Source organism: Enterobacter sp. E1 (assembly GCF_016809815.1).
Taxonomy (GTDB): Bacteria; Pseudomonadota; Gammaproteobacteria; order Enterobacterales; family Enterobacteriaceae; genus Enterobacter; species Enterobacter adelaidei.
Genome location: NZ_JAFBJM010000004.1, coordinates 288174 through 312442 on the forward strand (window position 1 = coordinate 288174; position 24269 = coordinate 312442).

At 55.3% G+C, this 24269-nt stretch carries 21 protein-coding genes; 7 read left to right on the plus strand and 14 right to left on the minus strand.

Translation table 11 applies throughout. The annotated features are described in order from the left end of the window. The first annotated feature begins 1 nt into the window (after position 1). Complete coding sequence (locus JGF26_RS13180; RefSeq protein ID WP_134708213.1) at positions 2-898, plus strand: DMT family transporter; 897 nt, start codon at positions 2-4, stop codon at positions 896-898. Here JGF26_RS13180 and narI read toward each other — a convergent pair. The 5 genes from narI to JGF26_RS13205 form a co-directional block, all read right to left on the minus strand. After that, complete coding sequence (narI, locus tag JGF26_RS13185; protein ID WP_108089734.1) at positions 895-1572, minus strand: respiratory nitrate reductase subunit gamma; 678 nt, start codon at positions 1570-1572, stop codon at positions 895-897. The two genes, JGF26_RS13180 and narI, sit on opposite strands and share 4 nt — an antisense overlap. Further along, positions 1572-2282 (minus strand): nitrate reductase molybdenum cofactor assembly chaperone, encoded by a 711-nt coding sequence (narJ, locus tag JGF26_RS13190; protein WP_028018761.1) that lies wholly within the window; start codon positions 2280-2282, stop codon positions 1572-1574. The genes narI and narJ overlap by 1 nt, the downstream gene beginning before the upstream one ends. Further along, entirely contained in the window at positions 2279-3814 is a 1536-nt protein-coding gene (gene narH, locus JGF26_RS13195) for a nitrate reductase subunit beta (protein ID WP_028018760.1), read from the minus strand. The genes narJ and narH overlap by 4 nt, the downstream gene beginning before the upstream one ends. Continuing rightward, on the minus strand, positions 3811-7554 hold the full coding sequence (locus JGF26_RS13200; RefSeq protein ID WP_134708100.1) for a nitrate reductase subunit alpha: 3744 nt from the start codon (positions 7552-7554) through the stop codon (positions 3811-3813). Before JGF26_RS13200 ends, narH begins: the two co-directional genes overlap by 4 nt. A 381-nt stretch (positions 7555-7935) precedes the next feature. After that, entirely contained in the window at positions 7936-9333 is a 1398-nt protein-coding gene (locus JGF26_RS13205; RefSeq protein ID WP_049005094.1) for a NarK family nitrate/nitrite MFS transporter, read from the minus strand. 309 nt (positions 9334-9642) lie between these two features. On the opposite strand from JGF26_RS13205, the gene narX reads away from it, so the two are divergent. Further along, positions 9643-11439 (plus strand): nitrate/nitrite two-component system sensor histidine kinase NarX, encoded by a 1797-nt coding sequence (gene narX, locus JGF26_RS13210; RefSeq protein WP_134708099.1) that lies wholly within the window; start codon positions 9643-9645, stop codon positions 11437-11439. Next, positions 11432-12082, plus strand: coding sequence for a two-component system response regulator NarL (gene narL, locus JGF26_RS13215; protein WP_028018756.1), 651 nt, complete (start codon positions 11432-11434; stop codon positions 12080-12082). The genes narX and narL overlap by 8 nt, the downstream gene beginning before the upstream one ends. 3 nt (positions 12083-12085) lie before the next feature. On the opposite strand, the gene JGF26_RS13220 is transcribed toward narL, so the two are convergent. Next, the gene (locus JGF26_RS13220) at positions 12086-13492 is read right to left on the minus strand and encodes a YchO/YchP family invasin (RefSeq protein WP_134708098.1); all 1407 of its coding nucleotides are present in this window, start codon (positions 13490-13492) and stop codon (positions 12086-12088) included. A 177-nt stretch (positions 13493-13669) separates the two neighbouring features. Here JGF26_RS13220 and JGF26_RS13225 point away from each other — a divergent pair, with 177 nt between their 5' ends. The 3 genes from JGF26_RS13225 (at position 13670) to JGF26_RS13235 (ending at position 16365) form a co-directional block, all read left to right on the plus strand. Continuing rightward, positions 13670-14023, plus strand: coding sequence for a DsrE/DsrF/TusD sulfur relay family protein (locus tag JGF26_RS13225; RefSeq protein WP_049005091.1), 354 nt, complete (start codon positions 13670-13672; stop codon positions 14021-14023). A gap of 106 nt (positions 14024-14129) precedes the next feature. Next, a complete protein-coding gene (locus tag JGF26_RS13230; RefSeq protein WP_028018753.1) occupies positions 14130-15914 on the plus strand; it encodes a methyl-accepting chemotaxis protein in 1785 nt (594 codons plus the stop codon). A 211-nt stretch (positions 15915-16125) separates the two neighbouring features. Continuing rightward, positions 16126-16365: a DUF1883 domain-containing protein gene (locus JGF26_RS13235; RefSeq protein ID WP_010432930.1), complete on the plus strand. Its 240-nt coding sequence runs from the start codon at positions 16126-16128 to the stop codon at positions 16363-16365. A gap of 30 nt (positions 16366-16395) precedes the next feature. Here the strand turns inward: JGF26_RS13235 and JGF26_RS13240 are convergent, their stop codons facing one another. Then, positions 16396-17091, minus strand: a complete 696-nt coding sequence (locus JGF26_RS13240; protein WP_134708212.1) for a gamma-glutamylcyclotransferase — start codon at positions 17089-17091, stop codon at positions 16396-16398. A 177-nt stretch (positions 17092-17268) separates the two neighbouring features. Then, positions 17269-17499, minus strand: a complete 231-nt coding sequence (chaB, locus tag JGF26_RS13245; protein WP_134708097.1) for a putative cation transport regulator ChaB — start codon at positions 17497-17499, stop codon at positions 17269-17271. Between the two features lie 271 nt (positions 17500-17770). Here chaB and chaA point away from each other — a divergent pair, with 271 nt between their 5' ends. Next, positions 17771-18871, plus strand: coding sequence for a sodium-potassium/proton antiporter ChaA (chaA, locus tag JGF26_RS13250; protein WP_134708096.1), 1101 nt, complete (start codon positions 17771-17773; stop codon positions 18869-18871). A gap of 74 nt (positions 18872-18945) precedes the next feature. Here the strand turns inward: chaA and kdsA are convergent, their stop codons facing one another. The 6 genes from kdsA to hemA are packed head-to-tail and all read right to left on the minus strand — an operon-like array spanning position 18946 to position 24249. After that, entirely contained in the window at positions 18946-19800 is an 855-nt protein-coding gene (gene kdsA / locus JGF26_RS13255; protein WP_028018750.1) for a 3-deoxy-8-phosphooctulonate synthase, read from the minus strand. A 36-nt stretch (positions 19801-19836) separates the two neighbouring features. Next, positions 19837-20646 carry an invasion regulator SirB1 gene (gene sirB1, locus JGF26_RS13260; RefSeq protein ID WP_028018749.1) on the minus strand — a complete coding sequence of 270 codons (810 nt, stop codon included), beginning with the start codon at positions 20644-20646 and terminating at the stop codon, positions 19837-19839. Positions 20647-20649: 3 nt separating this feature from the next. Beyond that, entirely contained in the window at positions 20650-21042 is a 393-nt protein-coding gene (sirB2, locus tag JGF26_RS13265) for an invasion regulator SirB2 (RefSeq protein WP_028018748.1), read from the minus strand. After that, on the minus strand, positions 21042-21869 hold the full coding sequence (gene prmC / locus JGF26_RS13270) for a peptide chain release factor N(5)-glutamine methyltransferase (protein WP_134708095.1): 828 nt from the start codon (positions 21867-21869) through the stop codon (positions 21042-21044). Before prmC ends, sirB2 begins: the two co-directional genes overlap by 1 nt. Continuing rightward, positions 21869-22951, minus strand: a complete 1083-nt coding sequence (gene prfA, locus JGF26_RS13275; RefSeq protein ID WP_049005087.1) for a peptide chain release factor 1 — start codon at positions 22949-22951, stop codon at positions 21869-21871. Before prfA ends, prmC begins: the two co-directional genes overlap by 1 nt. Positions 22952-22992: 41 nt before the next feature. Next, the gene (gene hemA / locus JGF26_RS13280) at positions 22993-24249 is read right to left on the minus strand and encodes a glutamyl-tRNA reductase (protein ID WP_128347571.1); all 1257 of its coding nucleotides are present in this window, start codon (positions 24247-24249) and stop codon (positions 22993-22995) included. Between the last annotated feature and the right edge of the window lie 20 nt (positions 24250-24269).

Genomic DNA, 24269 nt, shown 5'->3' on the forward strand with positions numbered 1-24269 from the left:
GATGTGTGATTTACATAAAGGCGTCTGGCAAATGAGCCTGGCGATGTTAATTTCCGGCTCGATTGGCGCGTTTGTTTTACTTTCCGGTCTGCCAGTAACGGAAGTTGTGTTCTGGCGCTGCCTTATCGGAGCCATCGCACTGTTTATTTTTATTTGGATGAGTCAAAAGCCGTTCAGTCCCCTCACCCGGACAACACTGTTACTGGCCATTCTCGGTGGTGTGGCACTCGTGGTGAACTGGCTCCTGCTCTTCGCTGCTTATGAACGGATCTCTATTGGTCTTTCTACTGTGGTGTATAACACCCAGCCGTTTATGCTGGTTTTGATGGGGATGTTTTTAGGTGAACGCGTCAGCCTGGTGAAATGGGGTTGGCTATTCCTCGCCTTTGGCGGTGTGGTGATATTGCTTTCCAGTGAGCTGACCGGAGCGCATAGTTCCAACTGGCTGACGGGTATCGGTCTGGCAATGGCGGCAGCCTTCTTCTACGCAGTGACCGCCATTATCGCTCGTAAGCTACGATCTATTGCGCCGCAGCATATTGCCTTTATTCAGGTGCTGACCGGCGTGGTAATGCTTCTGCCTTTTGCCCACATGCTCTCATTATCAGGGGATTTTCCGTGGTCAATTTTGTTGACGCTGGGCATCGTCCATACCGGCATTATGTATCAGTTGCTCTATAGCGCGATCCAGAAGCTGCCTACACCCATTACCGGCTCGTTGTCGTTTATCTATCCGGTGGTAGCGATTATTGTCGATAATCTGGTATTCGGACACTCGCTGAACCTGACGCAGCTGGCGGGCGGCGCACTGATATTGTTTGCTGCGGCTGGCAATAACCTGGGCTGGGGCGAAAAAAAACCCCGCGAGTGCGGGGTTGGGATCAAAACAGCAAATTAGCGACGGGCGCGCACAATCTGGTATTTGCGCGTCAAATACTCTACCGGCGCGCTCCAGATATGTACCAGTCGGGAGAACGGGAACAGCACAAACAGCGTCATCCCCAGCACCAGATGCAGGCGGAAGATAAACGCCACGCCGTCCAGATGCGACGACGCACCACCGTGGAAAGTCACCACAGATTGTGCCCAGCCGACCAGCTTCATCATTTCGCTGCCGTCCATATGCTGTGCTGAGAACGGAATGGTCAGCAGGCCCAGCGCGCACTGCACCATTAACAGGGAGAGGATCAGGATGTCCGCTGCGGTAGTGGTCGCACGCACACGCGGGCTGAACAGACGGCGTTTCAACAGCAGTAAACCACCCACCAGCGTCATCACACCGCAAGCACCCCCTGCGATCATCGCCATCTTCTGCTTCACCTCAATGGGCAGCCACGCTTCATACATCCAGTGCGGCGTCAGCATCCCGAGGAAGTGACCGGCAAAAATCCCCAGAATACCGATGTGGAACAGGTTAGAACCCACATGCATCCCTTTCCGATCCAGCATCTGGCTGGAGGCCGCACGCCAGGTGTACTGACCGTAGTCATAACGCAACCAGCTTCCCACCAGGAACACGGTGCCCGCGATATACGGGTAAATGTCAAAGAAGAACATATTCAGGAAGTGCATTATTGCCGTCCTCCGTTAGAGATATTCAAATATTGCGGGGCCACAGCGCCGGCAAAACGGCGCTGGTGAGCCGAGATTTCAGACTCGCCGCAGCTCTGGTCAGCAAAGAATTTCACCTGTTCTTCTTCCCAGACGGCATCCAGCGCCTGCGGCGTATCGTCGCGGGCTTCATCGGCGATTTTCTCCGCCACTTTTTCACTGTCGACAGATGCGTTAGCCAGTTTCACCAGCAACTCGAACAGTACCGCATAGCGGCTCTCGCGCTGCTGAAGACGCGCACTGAGCAACGCCAGGATCGGCGCGATATCCTGGAGACCACCGAGGGCCTCTTCTTTCGGCAACTGCGCCAGATACTCCAGATACAGCGGCAGATGGTCAGGCAGCTCGCGGCTGTCGAGCTGCAGGCCGTGCTGCTCATACTGAGCCATCAGGTCAACCATCGCCTGACCACGGTCACGGGATTCACCGTGAACATGTTCAAACAGCAGTAAAGAGGTTGCGCGACCCCGGTCAAACAGTTGGCTGTAATCCGCCTGCGCATCCAGAAGATCACGCGTTAACAGGTCCCGGAAGAAAATGCCCAATGTCTGGGCATCCTCTTTATCCAGGTTTTCAGATGCTGCGAGTGCATCGAAAAGTTCCTGTTGATGCTGCACAAGCGCAGCATCCGGGTACTCGAGCAAACGAGAAACGATAACAAGTTCAATCATGGGTGCGGCTCCGTTTTACTGGTCACATCCATGGCGTCGATGCGGCGGCTGTTGAACAGGTTGAATTTGCTGTCTGACCCGTGGCAACCGTCGCCAAAGGTAAAGCCGCAGCCGTTTTTCTCCGGGAAGGCTTCGCGAGCCAGTTCACGGTGGCTGCTCGGTACGACGAAACGGTCTTCGTAGTTGGCAATGGCCAGATAGCGGTACATCTCCTGCGCCTGCGCTTCACTCAGACCGACCTCTTCCAGCGCACGGGTATCAATAACACCGTCTACCGTTTCCGCACGTTTGAAGTGGCGCATTGCCAGCATCCGCTTGAGTGCCAGCAGTACTGGCTGCGTATCACCGGCAGTCAGCAGGTTCGCCAGGTACTGAACCGGAATACGCAGGCTTTCCACGTCCGGCAGAATGCCGTTGCTGCCCAGTTCGCCCGCATCTGCAGCTGACTGAATCGGCGACAGAGGCGGCACGTACCAGACCATCGGCAGCGTGCGGTATTCCGGATGCAGCGGCAGCGCCAGCTTCCAGTCCATCGCCATTTTGTACACCGGTGACTGCTGCGCGGCGTCGATCACGCTCTGCGGTACGCCATCTTTCAGCGCCTGTTCAATCACTTTTGGATCGTTAGGATCGAGGAACACGTCCAGCTGACGCTGATACAGATCTTTCTCGTGCTCGGTGCTGGCGGCGTTTTCAATCGCGTCCGCGTCATACAGCAGCACGCCGAGGTAGCGAATACGACCTACACAGCTTTCAGAGCAGACGGTCGGCATCCCCGCTTCAATACGTGGATAACAGAAGATGCACTTCTCGGATTTCCCGCTCTTCCAGTTGAAGTAGATTTTTTTGTACGGGCAGCCGGTGATGCACATACGCCAGCCGCGACATTTATCCTGGTCGATCAGCACGATGCCGTCTTCTTCACGCTTGTAGATGGCGCCGCTCGGGCAGGTCGCCACGCACGCCGGGTTGAGGCAGTGCTCGCACAGGCGCGGCAGATACATCATGAAGGTATTTTCGAACTGGCCGTACATCGCCTTCTGCATGTTCTCGAAGTTCTGGTCTTTGGCGCGTTTCTCGAACTCGCCGCCCAGAATCTCTTCCCAGTTTGGACCGCTGGTGATCTTGTCCATGCGCTGGCCGGTAATCAGCGAGCGAGGACGGGCGATCGGCTGGTGTTTGCCTTCCGGCGCGTTGTGCAGATTCTGGTAGTCGTAGTCAAACGGCTCGTAGTAATCATCGATGCCCGGCAGATGCGGGTTAGCGAAGATTTTTCCCAGAAGCCAAGCGCGGTTACCCATGCGCGGCTGCAGCTTGCCGTTGATTTTACGGATCCAGCCGCCCTTCCACTTCTCCTGGTTTTCCCAGTCGGTCGGGAAGCCGGTGCCCGGCTTGCTTTCCACGTTGTTGAACCAGGCGTATTCCATACCTTCACGGCTGGTCCAGACGTTTTTACAGGTGACCGAGCAGGTATGGCAGCCGATGCATTTATCCAGATTCAGCACCATGCCGACTTGTGAACGAATTTTCATTTTACGCTCTCCTGTACCTGGTCATTACCTTCGCCGTCTAACCAGTTAATATTCTTCATCTTACGTACCACCACGAACTCATCGCGGTTCGATCCTACGGTGCCGTAGTAGTTAAAGCCGTAGGCCAGCTGAGCATAGCCACCGATCATATGGGTCGGCTTCGGCGTAATGCGGGTCACGGAGTTGTGGATCCCGCCGCGCTGCTCGGTAATTTCTGACCCCGGCAGATTAACGATACGTTCCTGCGCGTGGTACATCATGGTCATCCCGGCCGGTACGCGCTGGCTCACCACCGTACGCGCCGTCAGGGCACCGTTGCTGTTGAACACTTCGATCCAGTCGTTATCTTCAATACCCAGATCTTTGGCATCCGTTTCGCTCATCCAGACAATCGGACCGCCGCGCGACAGGGTCAGCATCAGCAGGTTGTCGCTGTAGGTGGAGTGAATACCCCACTTCTGGTGCGGCGTCAGGAAGTTCAGCGCCTTCTCAGGGTTACCGTTCGATTTCGCGCCCATCACGGCTTTCACGGAGCGGGTGTCGATTGGCGGACGGTACACCAGCAGGCTTTCACCGAAGTCGCGCATCCACTGGTGATCCTGATACAGCGACTGGCGGCCTGACAGGGTGCGCCATGGGATCAGCTCGTGAACGTTGGTGTAGCCCGCGTTATAGGACACATGCTCATCTTCCAGGCCTGACCAGGTCGGGCTGGAGATAATCTTGCGCGGCTGGGCCTGAATATCGCGGAAGCGGATTTTCTCTTCCTCTTTATTCGTCGCCAGGTGCGTATGGTCGCGGCCGGTGAACTCGCTCAGTGCCGCCCACGCTTTCACGGCGACGTGGCCGTTGGTTTCCGGTGCCAGAGTCAGGATCATCTCTGCGGCATCAATCGCTGTATTCAGCATTGGCTGACCTTTGGCCGGGCCGTCCGCTTTGGTGTAATTGAGCTTGCGCAGCAGATCCATTTCGCTCTGGGTATTCCAGGCGATCCCTTTCCCACCGTTACCGATTTTCTCCATCAGCGGGCCGATAGAGGTAAAGCGCTCCCAGGTTGCCGGGTAGTCGCGTTCAACCGCAATAATGTGTGGTGCGGTGACACCCGGGATCAGGTCGCACTCGCCTTTTTTCCAGTCCTTCACGTCCAGCGGCTGCGCCAGTTCGGCAGCGGAGTCGTGCTGGATGGGCAGCGTCACCACGTCAGTCTCTTTGCCGAGATGCCCGACGCAGACTTCGGAGAATGTCTTCGCGATGTCTTTGTAGATATCCCAGTCGCTTTTCGATTCCCACGCAGGGTCAACAGCCGCAGACAGCGGATGAATAAACGGATGCATATCCGAGGTATTCATGTCGTCTTTTTCATACCAGGTCGCGGTTGGCAACACAATGTCGGAGTACAGGCAGGTGCTGGACAGACGGAAGTCCAGGGTCACCACCAGATCCAGCTTGCCGTCCAGGCCGTTATCTTTCCATTCCACTTCTTCTGGCTTCACGCCGCCCTGCTTGCCCAGATCTTTCCCCTGAATACCGTTCTCGGTGCCCAGCAGATATTTCAGCATGTACTCGTGCCCTTTACCGGACGAGCCCAGCAGGTTGGAGCGCCAGATGAACAGGTTACGCGGATGGTTTTTACCGTTCTCAGGCTGTTCTGCCGCGAAACGAATGGAACCGTCTTTGAGAGACTTAACGGTGTAATCCACCGGCGACATGCCCGCTTTCTTCGCCTCTTCTGCAATGCGCAGTGGGTTGGCGCCCAGTTGAGGTGCCGATGGCAGCCAGCCCATGCGCTCTGCGCGCACGTTGAAATCGATCAGGTGGCCGCTGTAACGGGATTTATCCGCCATTGGCGAGAGCAGTTCTTGCGCGGTTACGGTCTCGTAACGCCACTGGCTGGAGTGATTATAGAAGTAGGATGTGCTGTTCATGTGACGTGCCGGACGTTGCCAGTCGAGGGCAAACGCCAGCGGCTGCCAGCCGGTCTGTGGACGCAGTTTTTCCTGGCCCACGTAGTGCGCCCAGCCACCGCCGCTCTGACCGACACATCCGCAGAAGATCAGCATATTGATCAGGCCACGATAGTTCATATCGAGGTGATACCAGTGGTTCAGACCGGCACCGACGATGACCATCGAACGGCCGTGCGTCTTGTCGGCGTTTTCTGCGAATTCACGAGCGATACGGGTGATTTGTGCCCGAGGAACGCCAGTGATCTGCTCCGCCCACGCAGGGGTGTAGGCTTTCACCTCGTCGTAGTGAGTTGCGCAGTTTTCGTCGCCCAGACCACGTTCCAGACCATAGTTCGCCATGGTCAGGTCATAAACGGTGGTGACCAGCGCCGTGGAGCCGTCAGCCAGCTGCAGGCGTTTTACCGGCAGCTTATGCATCAGAACGTTCTGCAGCTCGACCTTGTTGAAGTGCTCGGAACCTTCACCACCGAAATACGGGAAGCCCACATCGGCGATCTCGTCCTGACTGCCCAGCATGCTCAGGCGCAGTTCCGTCTCTTCACCGGTCGTGCCGTTGCGTTGCTCAAGATTCCACTTACCCTTCTCACCCCAGCGGAAACCGATAGAGCCGTTTGGCGCCACCAGCTCGCCGTTGCTGGTGTACGCAACGGTTTTCCACTCAGGGTTATTTTCCTGGCCCAGCGCGTCCACCAGATCGGCAGCACGCAGCGTACGGCCTGCAGCGTAGTAGCCATCACGCTCTTCCAGCATGACCAGCATTGGCATGTCAGTGTAACGACGCACGTAGTCGGTGAAGTACTGGCTAGGCTTATCCAGGTGGAATTCACGCAGCATGACGTGGCCCATCGCCATCGCCATCGCGGCATCGGTACCCTGCTTCGGTGCCAGCCACAGATCGCAGAGCTTGGCGATTTCCGCGTAGTCAGGGGTCACTGCTACGGTTTTGGTGCCTTTGTAACGGACTTCGGTGAAGAAGTGCGCGTCAGGCGTACGGGTCTGAGGCACGTTAGAGCCCCAGGCGATGATGTAGCTGGAGTTGTACCAGTCGGCGGATTCCGGCACGTCGGTCTGCTCGCCCCAGGTCTGCGGAGACGCCGGCGGCAGGTCGCAGTACCAGTCGTAGAAGCTCAGGCAGGTACCGCCGATAAGTGACAGATAGCGAGCCCCGGAGGCGTAAGAGACCATCGACATCGCCGGGATGGGTGAGAAGCCCGCTACACGATCCGGACCGTAGGTTTTAACGGTATAGACGTTAGAGGCAGCAATCAGCTCGTTCACCTCTTTCCAGGAAGAACGCACAAAGCCACCGCGGCCGCGAGCCTGCTTAAAACTTTTCGCTTTGTCAGCGTCTTCGATAATAGACGCCCAGGCATCAACCGGATCGCTGTGCTGAACTTTCGCTTCACGCCACATTTTCATCAGGCGCTTGCGCATCAGCGGGTATTTCAGCCGGTTAGCACTGTAGAGATACCAGGAGTAGCTCGCCCCACGCGGGCAGCCGCGCGGCTCATGGTTTGGCATATCCGGGCGAGTGCGCGGATAGTCGGTCTGCTGCATTTCCCATGTCACCAGACCGTTCTTAACGAAAATCTTCCAGCTACATGAGCCAGTGCAGTTCACGCCGTGGGTCGAACGGACGACTTTGTCATGCTGCCAGCGCTGGCGGTAACCGTCTTCCCAGTCCCGGTTAGTCTCCAGAACCTGGCCGTGCCCATCGGCAAACGTTTCACCCTTCTGCTTGAAGTAGCGAAACCGGTCCAAAAATTTGCTCATCGGGTATCTCCTGTGTGGAGCCTGTGGCTCTCTAAATCGACATTGCTGATTTGCAGCGAAGGTAACGCCCTGAAAGAGGGGGAGAATTGATAACGATCAAGACGACGAGGGACTTTCAGGCGAGGTATTAGAGCGAATACCACCAAAGCGGTAGCTTTTTATTTTTCATATAATTATGATTTATATTAATATTTTTTATTTCGCCATACAAAAAGGCGGAGACGATTTAACATCCCAGGTATTAAGGGGTAGAACCATCTGCAAAGCGATGGCGATCACAGTGTTACCCGCAGATTTCCTCTGCAAACCCGCCAGTATGTTGTAACTATTCACGAGCCAAAAAAAACGCGGCCCGAAGGCCGCGTAAACGGATAATCAAACTTACTTATTTTTCTTAGTATTACGGCCATATACCAGCCACGTGATCACAACGCAGGCGATATAGAAGACGAGAAATACTTTCATTGCCCCCGCCGGAGAACCGGTCAGATCAAGAGAGATACCGAACGCTTTCGGAATAAAGAAGCCGCCAATTGCGCCGATGGCAGAGATAAAGCCCAGCGCTGCCGCCGTGTCCGTCGCCGCTTCACGCATCGCCTGCTCTTCGGTTCCACCCTGCGCTTTTACGCGATCCATGGTCAGTTTACGGAAGATCACGGAAATCATCTGGAAAGTAGAAGCGCTGCCCAGCCCGGCAGTCAGGAACAGCACCATAAACACACCGAAGAAGGCGGTGAAGTTACCCCCCTGTCCGTCAGTTGGCAGCGTCAGGAACAGCAGCGCACAGAAGACAGCCATTACCACAAAGTTCACCAGCGTCACACGCGTCCCGCCCAGACGGTCAGACACCATGCCACCCAGCGAACGCGCCAGGGCACCAATAAATGGCCCAAAGAAGGCAAACTGTAGGATCTGAATGTCCGGGAACTGCGTTTTCGACAGCATGGCGAAGCCCGCAGAGAATCCGATAAACGAACCGAACGTTGCCAGATACAGCAGCGCCATTACCCACAGATGCCCGCGCTTCAGCACCGGCAACTGCTCGCTCAGTGACGCTTTTGACGCTGACAGATCGTTCATAAAGAACCAGGCTGCCAGAGTGAAGATCACCAGGAACGGAACCCAGATCCAGGAGGCGTTTTGCAGATACAGGGAAGAGCCATCCGCTTGCTCAACGCCACCGCCGCCAAACGCTGCGAAAATGGAGACAGAGATCGCCAGCGGGGCAATCAACTGCATCACGCTCACGCCCATGTTGCCGAGACCGCCATTAATACCCAGCGCGCCGCCCTGTTTCGCTTTCGGGAAGAAGAAGCTGATGTTTGCCATACTGGAGGCGAAGTTCGCACCCGCAAAGCCACACAGCAGGGAGATAATCACGAACACGCTAAACGGGGTAGACGTATCCTGCACCGCAAAACCGAGCCAGACACATGGCACGATCATGATACCGGTGCTGAATGCCGTCCAGCGACGGCCGCCAAACACCGGAACCATAAACGCGTAAGGCACTCGCAGCAATGCGCCGGATAAAGACGGTAGCGCGGTCAACATAAACAGCTGATCGGTTGTAAAGGTAAAACCGACTTTTGGCAGATTTACCGCCACCGCACTAAACAACATCCAGACGCAAAACGCTAACAACAAGCACGGAACGGAAATCCACAGATTCCGGCTTGCTACACGATGGCCGCGCTGTTGCCAGAACGCCGGATCCTCTGGACGCCAGTCTGTAATAACGGCACCATTTTCCCTTTCGGGAGCGGATGAGTGACTCATAGACACCTCTGATTCTCGAATGATGCTGCAAACATTAGGGTTTTAGAGCGGCGGTAAGTTGATATAAATCAAAGGAAAAGTGGGAGGATTTGCGGTGCAAAAAAAGCCCTCATCCTTAATGAGTAGGTTATTACGATAAAAAAGATGTGGTTTTTCACGGTGCTGACGTTTCCTTGCTACCCCCACCCCCTTCCCGTTACTCCGTTGGCAATTTGGGAGTAATCCTTTATTGGTATGGGTATACTCCAGGGTATGCACCAGAATAGCGCCATTCCTGCAAGCAGGCCACGTCAGGAGCACGGCAACTCTATGTTAAAAAGATGTTTATCTCCGCTGACACTCGTGAATCAGGTCGCGCTGATCGTTTTGCTGTCCACCGCCCTCGGCGTGACGGGCATGGCGATCTCCGGCTGGCTGGTACAGGGAGTACAGGGTAACGCGCATGCCATCAATGAGGCAGGCTCGCTACGCATGCAGAGTTACCGTCTGCTGGCATCGGTTCCTCTGACGCAGGGCGATCAGCCACTGATCGATGAAATGGAACGCACGGCGTTCAGCCCGGAACTGGAAAACGCCGCCATTCGCGCCGGTCAGCAATCTCAGCTTAAAGCACTCCAGGGTTACTGGCATAACCAACTGCAGCCGGGGCTGAAGCAGGCGCGCAGTCCAGAAGCGGTTGCGCATGACGTTGCAGGTTTCGTATCACGCATTGATGCCCTGGTCTCCTCTTTTGACCAAACCACCGAATTGCGTATTGACCGGGTAGTGATGATGCACCGTGCAATGGCTCTGTGTATGGGGCTATTACTCATCTTCACGATTGTCTGGCTCCGTGCACGGCTGCTGAATCCCTGGAAACAGCTGCTGGCAATGGCCCGCGCCGTCACCGCACGCGATTTTACCCAGCGCACGCACATTAGCGGGCGCAACGAGATGGCGATGCTCGGCCAGGCGCTGAATACCATGTCGGCAGAACTCTCCGAAAGCTACGCGGTGCTGGAGCAGCGCGTTCAGGAAAAAACGGCCGGGCTGGAGCAGAAAAACGAGATGCTCTCCTTCCTGTGGCAAGCCAACCGTCGTCTGCATATGCAGGTACCGCTCTGCGAGCGTCTCTCGCCGGTACTGAATGGCCTGCAAAATCTGACCCTGCTTCACGACCTGGAGTTGCGGGTCTATGATGTGGAAGACGAAGATAACCACCAGGAATTTACCTGTCAGTCCGATATGTCCTGTGATGACAAAGGTTGCCATCTTTGTCCTCGCGGCTTGCCGCCGTTGACGTCAAGCGGCACCACGCTGAAGTGGCGGTTGACGGACAACCACACCCAGTACGGCATTCTGCTGGCAACCCTGCCGGCCGGTCGTCACCTTAGCCACGACCAGCAGCAGCTGGTTGATACGCTGGTTGAACAGTTGACGGCCACGCTGGCGCTCGACCGTCATCAGGAAAAACAGCAGCAGCTGATCGTCATGGAAGAGCGTGCAACCATCGCCCGCGAGCTTCACGACTCCATCGCCCAGTCGCTCTCCTGTATGAAAATGCAGGTGAGCTGCCTGCAAATGCAGGATACGGAGATGCCGGAAAGTAATAAACAGCTGCTGAGCCAGATCCGCAACGAACTGAATACCTCCTGGGTGCAACTTCGTGAACTGCTGACCACTTTCCGTCTGCAGCTCACTGAACCTGGCCTGCGCCCCGCCCTGGAATCCAGCTGTCACGAATTTAGTGCCCGGCTGGGGTTCCCGGTGAAGCTGGATTACCAGTTACCGCCACGGTTTGTCCCGTCGCATCAGGCCATTCATTTACTGCAGATCGCCCGTGAGGCGTTGAGTAACGTGCTCAAACATGCCGGCGCGACGGCGGTAACCGTCACCGTCAGCCAGCACGCTAATCAGGTCAGGCTCACGGTTCATGACAACGGCCGCGGCGTGCCGGAAAATGCCGAACGAACTAACCACTATGGTTTAATCATCATGCGAGACCGCGCCCAAAGCCTGCGCGGTGATTGCCAGGTTCGCCGGAGAGAGACAGGTGGCACGGAAGTTGTTGTCACCTTTATTCCCGAGAAACCGCTCACAACTGCTCAAGGAGAAACCCATGACTAATCAGGAACCGGCATCAATTCTGTTGATCGACGACCATCCGATGCTGCGTACTGGCGTGAAACAGCTGGTCAGCATGGCACCCGATATCACCGTCGTAGGCGAAGCCAGCAACGGTGAACAAGGCATTGAGCTTGCCGAAGCGCTTGATCCCGATCTGATCCTGCTTGATCTCAATATGCCCGGCATGAACGGTCTGGAAACCCTCGACAAGCTGCGGGAAAAATCCCTTTCCGGTCGCGTGGTGGTCTTTAGCGTGTCGAACCATGAAGAAGATGTGGTCACAGCGCTAAAGCGTGGCGCGGACGGCTATCTGCTGAAAGATATGGAGCCGGAAGATCTGCTTAAAGCGCTGCAACAGGCTGCCGCAGGTGAGATGGTGCTGAGCGAAGCATTAACGCCGGTACTGGCCGCCAGCCTGCGCGCCAACCGCGCCACCTCCGATCGCGACGTCAGTCAGTTAACGCCACGCGAGCGCGACATTCTCAAGCTGATTGCTCAGGGTCTGCCAAACAAGATGATTGCCCGCCGCCTGGATATCACCGAAAGCACGGTCAAAGTACATGTGAAGCACATGCTGAAGAAAATGAAGTTAAAATCCCGCGTTGAAGCCGCTGTGTGGGTACATCAGGAACGGATTTTTTAAGCATTACTCATCCGGCAGCAGCCTCCAGCGCGGGTCATCGTTGGGTAATGCGACCAGCGGTTGCACCACGATAAGCGTGATCTCATTGGAAGAGACGCGCTGGCCTTTCTCATCGTCTACCACTGCCGACAAGTGCCAGCGGTTAGTTGCCCCTTCCCGGCTATCCCAGGCAGGCATAATCACACTCCAGCCATCGCCGCTGTTGCTGTTCGCCGGTGATGTCAGGCTCAATGCCTGGGTATCACCCTGCCAGTGGATCTGACGAATACCATGCGTGCTGCGAATTTGTAGCTTCAGCATCACGGTCTCGCCCCCTTTCAGATCCCACGGTGGCGTCGCCAGATACACTGATAACGTTTTGCGCTGGCGGAACTCCATAACCGGCAGGTTGTCCCGCTCCGGCGAGTCGTAGCGGCTCCCGCGCAGGGAGCGCGTGGCGGCGACTTCTCCGGCAGAGATCTGCTTTATAAGCGGTACGCCGAAGCGATAGTTAAGCTTCAGTCCGAGATTATTTTGACTGACGCCACTCTCTCCCTGCTTATGGGCGGCCGTCAATGTGACCAGCGGAACAGGGGTATAGTTGAGCCCCAGATTTACCGCGACAGGGTTGTGATAGCCGGTTCCGGTGTTGAACAGGTCGACGTTATCGCCAAAATATTGCTCGAAGCTAACGCTGGTGTTCAGATGATGGAACCACGGCAACCAGGCTTTGGCGGTGACATCATACCCACGCGCCATGCGCTGCTCCTGAACGTCCGAGCTGTCACGCCAGCTGGCAAACGGCTGATAGTAGTTAGCAGACAGACGCAGATTTTCGCCCCACGCTTCCGCGCCCAGCCCGGCACGCTGCAGGTTTTCATCCAGCAGGTTATCGTAAAACGTGTTGTAGCCCAGCAACCACTTGCCGGCGATCCAGCGCTGACCTACCCCGGCGTTACTGACCAGGCCATCCGTCTGCTGCGTCACGCCAAACTGGCTCCAGCTCAGGTAACGGTTGTTATCATTCCAGGGGATAAACCAGCTCCCGCTACTGCCGTTAAATTTACCTTCGTCATTCACCAGCAAGTTTACGCTGGCGTTACCCCACGGGGAGAGCCAGGATTCAATCTGCTGGTTCACTTCCCCACTCACCGCATCACGTACCTGACCAAACGCAAACTGGCGCGCCTGCTCGCCCGTGGTCAGACCGTTATCGGTCATACTGGCTTCACCAAACGCTTTTGCCATTTCGGCCAGGTGTTTTTCTCCCTCGCCAGTTGGGGGGGACATACCGAGATCGGGCAAACTATCCCCGTTGTTATCAAAGGGATTTTCTGCCTGATGCATAAAGGAATTCGGGGCACCGTGAACGGCTCCCGCCGTAAGAAGGGGGAGTAATAACAGAAAGCGAATGCAGGACGATACAGCCATCAACGTCGGGTTTAGCGCCTGGGTTTTGTTAAAGACGCTCTTACCTTAACGCTATTAAGAAAGAATTGCAGCCTTACGGGAAATTTCAGGAATATCCTGAAGTTTATTGTCGGCTGTAGACGGCGTAAACTTGGTAAACCCTATATTATTCGTGCCTTTTTAAGAACAGGAGTCAACATGCAGAAGATAGTGATCATCGCCAACGGTGCGGCTTACGGCAGCGAATCCCTTTTTAACAGCCTGCGTCTGGCTATCGCACTCCGCGATAAAGAGAGCGAACTGGAGTTACGGCTCTTTTTAATGTCGGACGCGGTCACTGCCGGGCTGAAGGGACAGAAACCTGCAGAAGGCTACAACATTCAGCAAATGCTGGAGATCCTCACCGCGCAAAATGTGCCGGTGAAGCTGTGCAAGACCTGCACCGACGGCCGCGGCATTACCGGGCTGCCGCTGATTGATGGTGTAGAGATTGGTACGCTGGTTGAGCTGGCCGAGTGGACGCTGTCCGCCGATAAAGTATTAACTTTTTAATAATAAACCCGTAAAAATATTATTTTCTTATGGACGCGGTTTCAGCATCAAGTTTACCTGCAAGGTTGCCGATAGGCATGGAAACAACACAGCAGGTATTTCACTTATGTTCAGATCGATTCGTGCACGCATCATCGCCGCGACGGCAGGCTGTCTGGTCGTCGCCCTTCTCCTTAATACCGTTATCAACTTCCAGGTCACGCGTCAGGATAACCAGCAGTCACAGCGCGATATCCTGACCAGCACCAGCGCCAGCCATAACATGGCGATTGCCGACTGGGTAAAAAGCAAAATGACGGTGATCGCCTCCGCTCAGACCGTGGCGCTGAGTGACGATCCGGTTCCGGTATTCAAACAGCTTGCGCAGGCGGGGGGATTCACCAACGTCTATGTTGGTTATGCCAGCAAGACAGCCAAATTCTCTGACCCAGCGGGCGTCCCCGCGGATTATGACCCGACCATTCGCCCCTGGTATCAGCAGGTGGTAAGCCAGGACGCCCCGGTCGTCACCGCACCTTACGTAGATGCCGGTACCGGGAAGCTGGTGGTGACGTTCGCCGTGCCGGTGAAAGAAAATGGCACCCTGAAAGCCGTGGTAGCAGGCGATGTGGCCATGGATAGCGTGGTCGCTAACGTGCGCGGGATCCATCCGACCCCGGCAAGTAGTGGATTACTTCTGACCAGCGATGGCACCGTGATTGCTGCCAATGATCCGGCGCTGACGCTTAAACCGTTTGCCGAGACGATCAAAGGTATCGATTTTGCGGCGCTGAAAAGCGGTAATCCGGTTGACGGCACATTCGATGACAAAGAAAAAACCTTTGTTGCGACGGCCGTGCCAGGCACTAACTGGATGTTAGTTGTCGCCCTCGACAATGGCGATGCGACATCCGGCATGCGTTCCCTGCTTAAAGCGTCGGCTATCTCGCTGGTGATCCTGGCTCTGCTGAGCGCCGCTATTGTTCACTTCCTGATTGCCCGTCTGCTGAAGCGACTGTCTGACATCCGCGACGCGATGCACAACATTGCTAACGGGACTAACGACCTGTCACAGCGCCTGCCGGATGATGGTGAAGACGAAGTCGCGCAGATTGCACAAGCGTTTAACGCCTTCAGCGATAAACTCTCCGTCGTCATGGTACAGCTCCGTGATGCCAGCGCATCGGTAAAAAATGCCGCGCAGGAAATTGCGGCTGGTAACCAGGATCTTTCCGGACGCACCGAGCAGGCGGCATCCAGCCTGCGCGAGACCGCCAGTGCCGTGGAGCAGATCACCGCCTCCGTGACGCAGTCGAATGAGTCTGCAGCAGAAGCCAACGACCAGGCGAGCAAAGCCTCAGCGGCCGCGGCGCGCGGTGGAGAGGTGGTATCGCAGGCAATCAGCACCATGCAGTCCATCGAAGTGGCATCCGCAAAAATTGGCGATATCACCAGCGTAATTGACGGCATTGCCTTCCAGACCAATATTCTGGCGTTGAACGCCTCGGTGGAAGCAGCACGAGCCGGGGAACAAGGGCGTGGGTTTGCCGTGGTGGCAGGAGAGGTGCGTAATCTGGCAAGCCGTAGCGCTCAGGCGGCGAAAGAGATCAAATCGCTCATCGACTCCACCACTGACAGCGTGGCAACGGGCTCCCGTTACGTGCATCTGGCAGGGGAAAGCATGAATGAAATCCGCGCCAGCATCGGCAGCGTCTCGGGCATCATGCGTGAAATCTCCATCGCCACCAGCGAGCAGATGAAAGGTATCCATGAGATCAACCATGCGGTAACCCATCTCGACAGAATGGTACAGCAGAACGCCGAGCTGGTTGTGCAATCCGCCGCCGCCGCGGGCGCCCTGCAGAGCCAGGCGGGTGACCTTGCTGAAACCGCCGGACATTTCCGCATTTAATTTTATCCCGGCGCGCGTTTAGCGGGTAAAACGCGCGCCAGCTGAAATTTTTAGGAATTTTGTCATTTTTGTTTAATCGTTATGCCATTTTTTGATCAAAATCAGCATCCCGGCCCCTCCCCTTTGGTGTTATGCAATGAGTGAATTGTGAACAATATCACGCTCGGATATGGCAGCAGGGAGAGCGTTGTTTAAGACTACGGGGTAAAAAATGGCACTGGTAAAAACAAGTTTGAAACTGTTTGGCGGGGATACGGTAGTGGTTCGTTGTTCAGAGCGCTGCCGTATTCATCTGATGAGTTCAAAAGCACAAAAACAATCGCAGGCAGATATTCTGACCGTGCAGGATGATAAAGCCTGGCTTACGGTGCCCTATACCGGCACGTGGGATGTGCTGATCGACAGCCACAGTCAGTCACTGGAGCATTCTGTCAGCTACGTAGCAGCATAACATTAAACGCCCGGCGAGCCGGGCGTATTCTCAGGCAAAACCCGGTCGCAGCGAGCTGTTAAGCGGGTTTCCTTCCAGCAGAGCCTTTACCCTCACCACCAGTTCGTTCAGACAGTCGTCCTTCATACCGAGGCGAGTCAGCTCGTCATCAAGAGAGAAGAGATATTGCGCATTAGTACCCAACGGGCCACTGGCGGCAGCAATCAGCGGGGCTATCACCTGCGTACGGGTATCCGCTTCATACAGCGGATGGCGCGGGTCCATAATAAAGACCAGCGCATTGACGGTACGTCCGTCGTCCAGTTCCAGCTTGCACCAGCTCGGCATATAGCAGCCGGTAATCATCTCGCGCTTCCAGAGCAGCGTGAGCTCCTCTTCCAGCGTGGCATCCGGGAGGCGATAAGCCACGCCCGTGGTGCGTCCGCCCTCTTTCAGTGCAAGCATGCGCCCAGGTTGACACGCACTGCCACGCCCGGCCGTCAGACGCAGGCAAAATGCGCGGTGCCAGCCCGGCAGCGTTCCCGTTGCCGATTCGACAAATTCCAGAGCCGGGTTCCACATGAGAGAGCCGTAGCCAAAAATCCATACCGGGCCATCATCCGGGCGGCAGGCAAGCGTGGCAGCGAGTGACGCCGCACGTTGTTCAGCCGACCAGAGAAGCGATTCCTCAATAGCACCAAATGCCGTCTTACAATCTGCCTTCATTAAGAAATCACGCGTTAACACTTTACACCTCCGCCACTGCATGCTTCCTTGCGACATCTGTAATTCGCCTTCCCGGCCTTAGGTGCTGGTCATTTTGCCAGCAGTCAAATAACGATAAGCAATTAGCGGACCAGTTGCAATACAACGGAAGTTCAACCGCCTGAAAAGTCAAAATGAAGGCAGCGAATTATTTCACGGCTATTTCTTTTTATGCCATTTATCGTCGTCTCCTTTCTGATATTCATGTTTTATGGCGGCCCAGGCGACTTTGTGCGCCGTCTCTTCACGGCTGGCATCATCCCGGCGATCGTCCTTATCTTTGTATTGATCCCATGCGCTGTTAAACGCTTCTTTGTAGATATCCTGCGCGTGGGCGGGCAGCACGTTTTGCACGTTATCGGGTAATTCGCGTTTCGTTTTATAGGGCATCACTGACCTCTCTTTTGGCTAAAGAGATAAGTGTGGACGACGATATGGTATGGTGCCACCCGGCAATAATTTATGAGGATATTATATTTTTAATACATTGTTATTTAATGACTAATAAACAAAGACTCTGCATTTTACCCATCAAGAAACAAAAATTATGACAAATGGTAAAATTAAGTAAAAAATAAAGGGTATTTAACAGAGATCTGTTAGTTTAATGACCTCAAAAATCTATCTATAATTACAAGCACCTGCATTGATGGAGAAGCACATGACAGCAACACACGAGGCGGTAAAGACCCGCCACAAGGAGACGTCACTCATTTTCCCGGTTCTGGCACTGGCTGTGCTGCTCTTCTGGGGAAGCAGTCAGTCACTGCCAGTGGTGGTTGGTATCAATATTCTTGCTCTGGTTGGTATTTTAACCAGCGCCTTTAGCGTCGTTCGCCATGCCGACGTATTAGCCCACCGTCTGGGCGAGCCGTACGGTTCGTTAATTCTTAGTCTTTCCGTTGTTATCCTCGAAGTTAGCCTGATCTCTGCGCTGATGGCGACCGGTGATGCCGCACCGACGCTGATGCGCGATACGCTCTACTCAATCATTATGATTGTGACGGGCGGTCTGGTGGGCTTCTCGCTGTTACTGGGTGGTCGTAAATTCGCGACCCAGTATATGAACCTGTTCGGCATTAAACAGTATCTGATTGCCCTCTTCCCGCTGGCGATTATCGTGCTGGTGTTCCCGATGGCGCTGCCGGGCGCGAACTTTTCCACCGGTCAGGCATTGTTGGTTGCGCTGATTTCCGCGGCCATGTACGGCGTATTCCTGCTGATTCAGACCAAAACGCACCAGAGTCTGTTTGTGTATGAGCATGAAGACGACAGCGACGATGACGACCCGCATCACGGTAAACCGTCGGCCCACAGCAGCGCGTGGCACACGGTTTGGCTGATCGTGCATCTGATTGCGGTTATCGCGGTCACCAAGATGAACGCCAATTCGCTGGAGACGCTGTTAACCGAGTTGAACGCGCCGGTGGCCTTTACCGGCTTCCTGGTAGCGCTGTTGATTCTGTCCCCTGAAGGACTGGGCGCGCTGAAAGCGGTACTGAATAATCAGGTGCAACGCGCAATGAACCTGTTCTTCGGCTCCGTGCTGGCGACGATTTCGCTTACCGTACCAGTGGTGACGCTGATTGCCTTTATGACCGGTAATGAGCTGCAGTTTGCGCTGGGTGCGCCAGAGATGATCGTGATGGTGGCATCACTGTTGTTGTGTCAGATTTCGTTCTCGACGGGACGCACCAACGTGCTGAACGGTGCGGCGCATATGGCCTTGTTTATTGCGTATCTGATGACGATATTTGCGTAGCCTTTTTGCCCTGCAAGCGAAGCGCCACCCGGCAATATGCCCCATAAAAAAACCCGCCGAAGCGGGTTTTTTTATTAGTTGCTGGTATCCAGCTCGTCGAAGCTCTTCACCAGATCGTCAATCGCTTTGATCTGTTTCAGGAACGGCTCGAGCTTATCCAGCGGCAGCGCGGATGGACCGTCACATTTCGCGTTAGCCGGATCCGGGTGCGCTTCGATAAACAGACCCGCCAGGCCGGTTGCCATACCGGCGCGCGCCAGCTCGGTAACCTGGGCACGGCGGCCGCCGGACGCTGCACCAAACGGATCACGGCACTGCAGTGCGTGCGTCACGTCGAAGATCACCGGAGACTGATTAGAGACGTTCTTCATCACGCTGAAGCCCAGCATATCCACAACGAGGTTGTCGTAACCGAAGTTTGAACCACGATCGCACAGAATAACTTTGTCGTTGCCACCTTCGATAAACTTATCGACGATGTTGCCCATCTGACCCGGGCTCACGAACTGTGGTTTCTTCACGTTGATCACCGCACCGGTTTTCGCCATCGCGGCAACCAGGTCAGTCTGGCGAGCCAGGAACGCCGGCAGTTGGATAACATCTACCACATCGGCCACAGGCTGCGCCTGAGCGGCTTCATGCACGTCGGTGATCACTTTCACGCCAAAGGTCTGTTTCAGCTCCTGGAAAATTTTCATTCCCTCTTCCAGGCCCGGGCCACGGTAAGAGTTGATGGAGGAGCGGTTGGCTTTGTCAAAAGAGGCTTTAAACACGTACGGGATACCCAGTTTCTGGGTCACAGTCACGTAGTGTTCGCAGATACGCATAGCGAGATCGCGGGATTCCAGCACGTTCATACCGCCAAACAGCACGAACGGCAGGTCGTTTGCCACGTTGATATCACCAATGCTAACCACTTTTTGTTTCATAGGATCGCCTTATTCAGGTGTGAATCGGAGTTAAGATTAATGCAGTGTAATTTGTTTGTGCGAGATCGCGTTGATCTGCGCGCGAATCATTTCGCTAATCGGATCTTCCGGACATTGTTCCACGAAATAACTCAAATCATTCAGCGCGACGTGTTCACAATCGAGCTGAGCATAAATAAGCCCACGGTCGCGAATTTCATACGGATCTTCCGGATTAAACTGCAGCAGCACTTCACTGGCACGCAAAGCCAGTTCCATCTGACGCTCTTCCATCAGCGCTGATTTCAGTGTATCCAGCAGCTTGCGGATCACTTCTGAGTTATCCGCCTCGTCGAGATCTTCGTTAAAAAGCTCGGCCACCGGGCTGATATTGCCTTTCAGCCAGACGTCCAGCGTATGCTCATCCAGCGTGTCGCCGTTAAACGGATTAATGAGCCACATCTCACCATCCAGCCACTCGGCACGCAGGATCATCTGCGTCGGGAAAATGACCGGCACCAGTGGAATATCCAGACGGTGTGCGACCCACAGCAAAATAGAGCCCAGCGCAACGGCGCTGCCCTGACGATTTTTTAAGACCTGATCCAGCCATAATGCGTCAGACAGGCGATACACGCCACGCGTGTCGCAGAAACCCCATTCGCCGTAGAAAAGTTCCAGAAGCTTCTCTAATTGCCAGTCCTGCGGACGCGCCTGATTGATCTCTTCACGCGCCAGGCTGACCAGATTTTCCAGCTCATCGTAGACATACTGCGACGTAAAATCGTCACGGATCATCTCCGAAATCAGGATCATGCCATCGCAAAGCGGCACTTTATTAAATTCGAAATCGGCTAAGGACTTCATGACTTACCCCAGTAACGGTATTCTTGTGGTGGCGAGTTTAATGATGATGTACAGCACCACCAGACCCAGCAGAAAGGCAATAAATCCCACCTGCTGGCTGCGCGGACGACGACGCCCAAGCGCGATAAAACCCAAAACGATATAGATGATAACGCCAAACAGCTTTTCAGTCAGCCATGCGCCTTTATCAGTAAATGGCAGATAGCCGGTCTTCCACATGAGTCCGGCGCCAGTCAGGAACAGAACCGTATCGATACAGTGCGGTGCGACACGCACCCAGCGGGCATCCATCAGCGGATTGTTGCTGTAACGCCACCAGTAGCGCACGATGAAAAAACCGATGGTCAGCGCAACGGAAATCAGGTGAGCGGAAATAAGCACAGTAAACAGGCTCATCACCACTGCCCCAGCGTCAGACGTTCGTTGCCGCCGTAGTCGCGGCAGGTTTCCACTGCGGTGTAGCCTGCTTGCGTAAACAGCGCCCGCACGGCTTCTCCCTGCGTCCAGCCGTGCTCCACCAGCAGCCAGCCGCCGCGAACTAAATGCTTCCGTGACGTTGTCACAATGTGATCAAGATCGGCCAGTCCCTCGTTAGCGGCGACCAGGGCCGTCAGCGGTTCGAAACGGACATCTCCCTGCGCAAGATGCGGATCATGTTCGTCAATGTAAGGAGGGTTGCTGACAATCATCCCAAACGTGTGATTTTCCAGCGCGCTAAACCAGCTGCTGTGCAGTACGGTGACATTAGTCAGGCCGAGCCTGTCCACGTTACGCTTTGCCAGCGCTACCGCGTCTGGCATCACATCCACTGCCGTCACATCACAGTCCGGGCGTTCACTGGCAATCGCCAGTGCAATAGCGCCCGTGCCAGTGCCAAGATCGAGGATTCGACTGGCGCTAGCCGGTAAACGCGCCAGCGCCTGCTCGACCAGACACTCGGTGTCCGGACGTGGGATCAGGGTCGCTGCCGAAACGTACAAAGGTAACGACCAGAATTCCCGCTCTCCAACCAGATGCGCCACCGGCTCACCGGCCTTACGACGGGCAAGCAGCGTGGCAAGTTGCGTCTCCTGCTCAGAAGCCAGCTGTGTTTCCCCAAAAGCCAGCAGATACGTGCGCGGTTTCCCCGTCACATGCTCAAGCAAGATTTCGGCGTCGCGTTTTGGACTCTCACTTTCTGAAAGCTCACCGACGGCCTGGCGTAACCAGCGCTGGAAATCCATTATTCCTGCTCGGACAGCGCCGCCAGCTGATCGGCCTGGTATTCCTGCACAATAGGCTCAATCAGCATATCCAGCTTGCCTTCCATCACTTCGTCCAGACGGTAAAGCGTCAGGTTGATGCGGTGGTCGGTCACGCGCCCCTGCGGGAAGTTGTAGGTACGGTTACGGTCGCTGCGGTCGCCGCTGCCCAGCAGGTTACGGCGGGTAGACGCTTCTGCCTGCTGGCGTTTTGCCATTTCTGCCGCGTGGATACGCGCACCGAGCACGGAAAGCGCTTTGGCTTTGTTTTTATGCTGCGAACGTTCGTCCTGACATTCAACGACAATACCGGTCGGCAGGTGGGTAATACGGATGGCGGAGTCGGTGGTGTTAACGTGCTGACCACCCGCTCCGGAGGAACGGAAGGTATCAATACGCAGGTCCGCCGGGTTGATGTCCGGCAGTTCCGCTTCCGGCAGCTCCGGCATGACCGCAACGGTACAGGCTGACGTATGAATACGCCCCTGCGATTCGGTGGCAGGTACGCGCTGCACACGATGACCGCCAGATTCAAACTTGAGACGACCGTATACGCCGTCGCCGCTGATCTTCGCGATCACTTCTTTAAAACCACCATGCTCGCCTTCGTTGGCGCTCATGATCTCCACACGCCAGCGGCGCGATTCAGCGTAGCGGCTGTACATGCGGAACAGATCCCCGGCAAACAGGGCCGCTTCATCACCGCCGGTACCGGCGCGGACTTCCACAAATGCATTACGTTCATCGTCCGGATCTTTCGGCAGCAGCAGCACCTGAAGCTGCTGTTCCATCTCTTCCGAACGCGCTTTCGCATCCTGCAACTCTTCCTGCGCCATTTCGCGCATTTCAGGGTCATCAAGCATCATCTGCGCAGTTTCAATATCTTCCTGAACCTGTCGCCAGTCAGTAAAGCATTTAGAAACATCACTTAACTGCGCGTATTCGCGAGAGAGCGCGCGAAAACGTTCCTGGTCCGCAATGGTCCCGGCATCACCGAGCAGCGCCTGTACTTCCTCATGGCGCTCGTGCAGAGCTTCCAGTTTAGCGACGATAGAAGGCTTCATAGGCGTAAGTGCACCTTGTCTTAGAAAATGGGTATAGGGCGCTATTCCAGCCCGAGGCTGTTGCGCAGAATAGTCAGGCGTTCATCATCCCCGTCACGGGCAGCCTGCTGAAGAGATTTGGTTGGGGCATGGATCAGGCGGTTGGTCAGTTTCCACGCCAGATCTTGCATAATCGCATTTGCGTCGCCACCCTGTTCCAGGGCCGCTAACGCTTTGGCTGTCAGGTCATCACGCACCTGCTCCGCCTGCCCGCGGTACTCGCGGATGGTCTCGCTGACGCTTTGCGCGCGCAGCCAGGCCATAAACTCACTGGTTTCCTGCTCAACAATGGTTTCCGCCTGCACTGCCGCCGCTTTACGCTGGGCAAGGTTGTGCGAAATGATACTTTGCAGGTCATCCACGCTGTAAAGATAGGCGTTAGCCAGTTTACCGACTTCTGGCTCAACATCGCGCGGGACGGCGATATCCACCAGCAGCATCGGCTGATTACGACGGGATTTCAGCGCACGCTCCACCATCCCTTTACCGATGATCGGCAGTGGGCTGGCGGTAGAGCTGATAATAATGTCCGCCTCTTTCAGGCGTTCATCAATGTCGCTTAACGCCACCACCTCTGCGCCCACTTCGTCCGCCAGCACCTGAGCACGTTCGCGGGTACGGTTGGCGATAATCATCTTTTTCACTTTATGTTCGCGCAGATGGCGCGCGACAAGTTCGATGGTTTCGCCCGCACCCACCAGCATCACGGTAACGGTCGACAGGGATTCAAAGATTTGGCGTGCAAGGGTGCAGGCCGCGAAAGCAACAGAAACCGCACTGGCACCAATGTCGGTTTCGGTTCGCACACGCTTAGCCACGGAGAATGACTTCTGGAACATACGCTCCAGTTCACTGGCCTTCAGATGCCCTTTTTGCGAATCCGCAAACGCTTTTTTCACCTGCCCCAGAATTTGCGGTTCGCCGAGAACCAGCGAATCCAGCCCGCTGGCCACGCGCATCAGATGGCTGACGGCATCATTGTCCTGATGCCAGTACAGGCTATTGCGCAGTTCGTCTTCGTTGAGATTGTGGTAGTCGCATAGCCAGCGGATCAGCGCCTCGTGCAGGTTATCCTGCTCTTCCACACTCAAATAAAGCTCGGTACGGTTGCACGTCGAGAGCACCACGCCACCCTGCACCATAGGTTGTGCAAGCAAGCTGTCCAGCGCCAGGTCAAGCGTGTCTGGCGAAAACGTTACGCGTTCTCGCAGCGAAACCGGGGCTGTTTTGTGGTTAATGCCGAGTGCTAATAAGGTCATGTTGAGCGGGAGTAGTACCA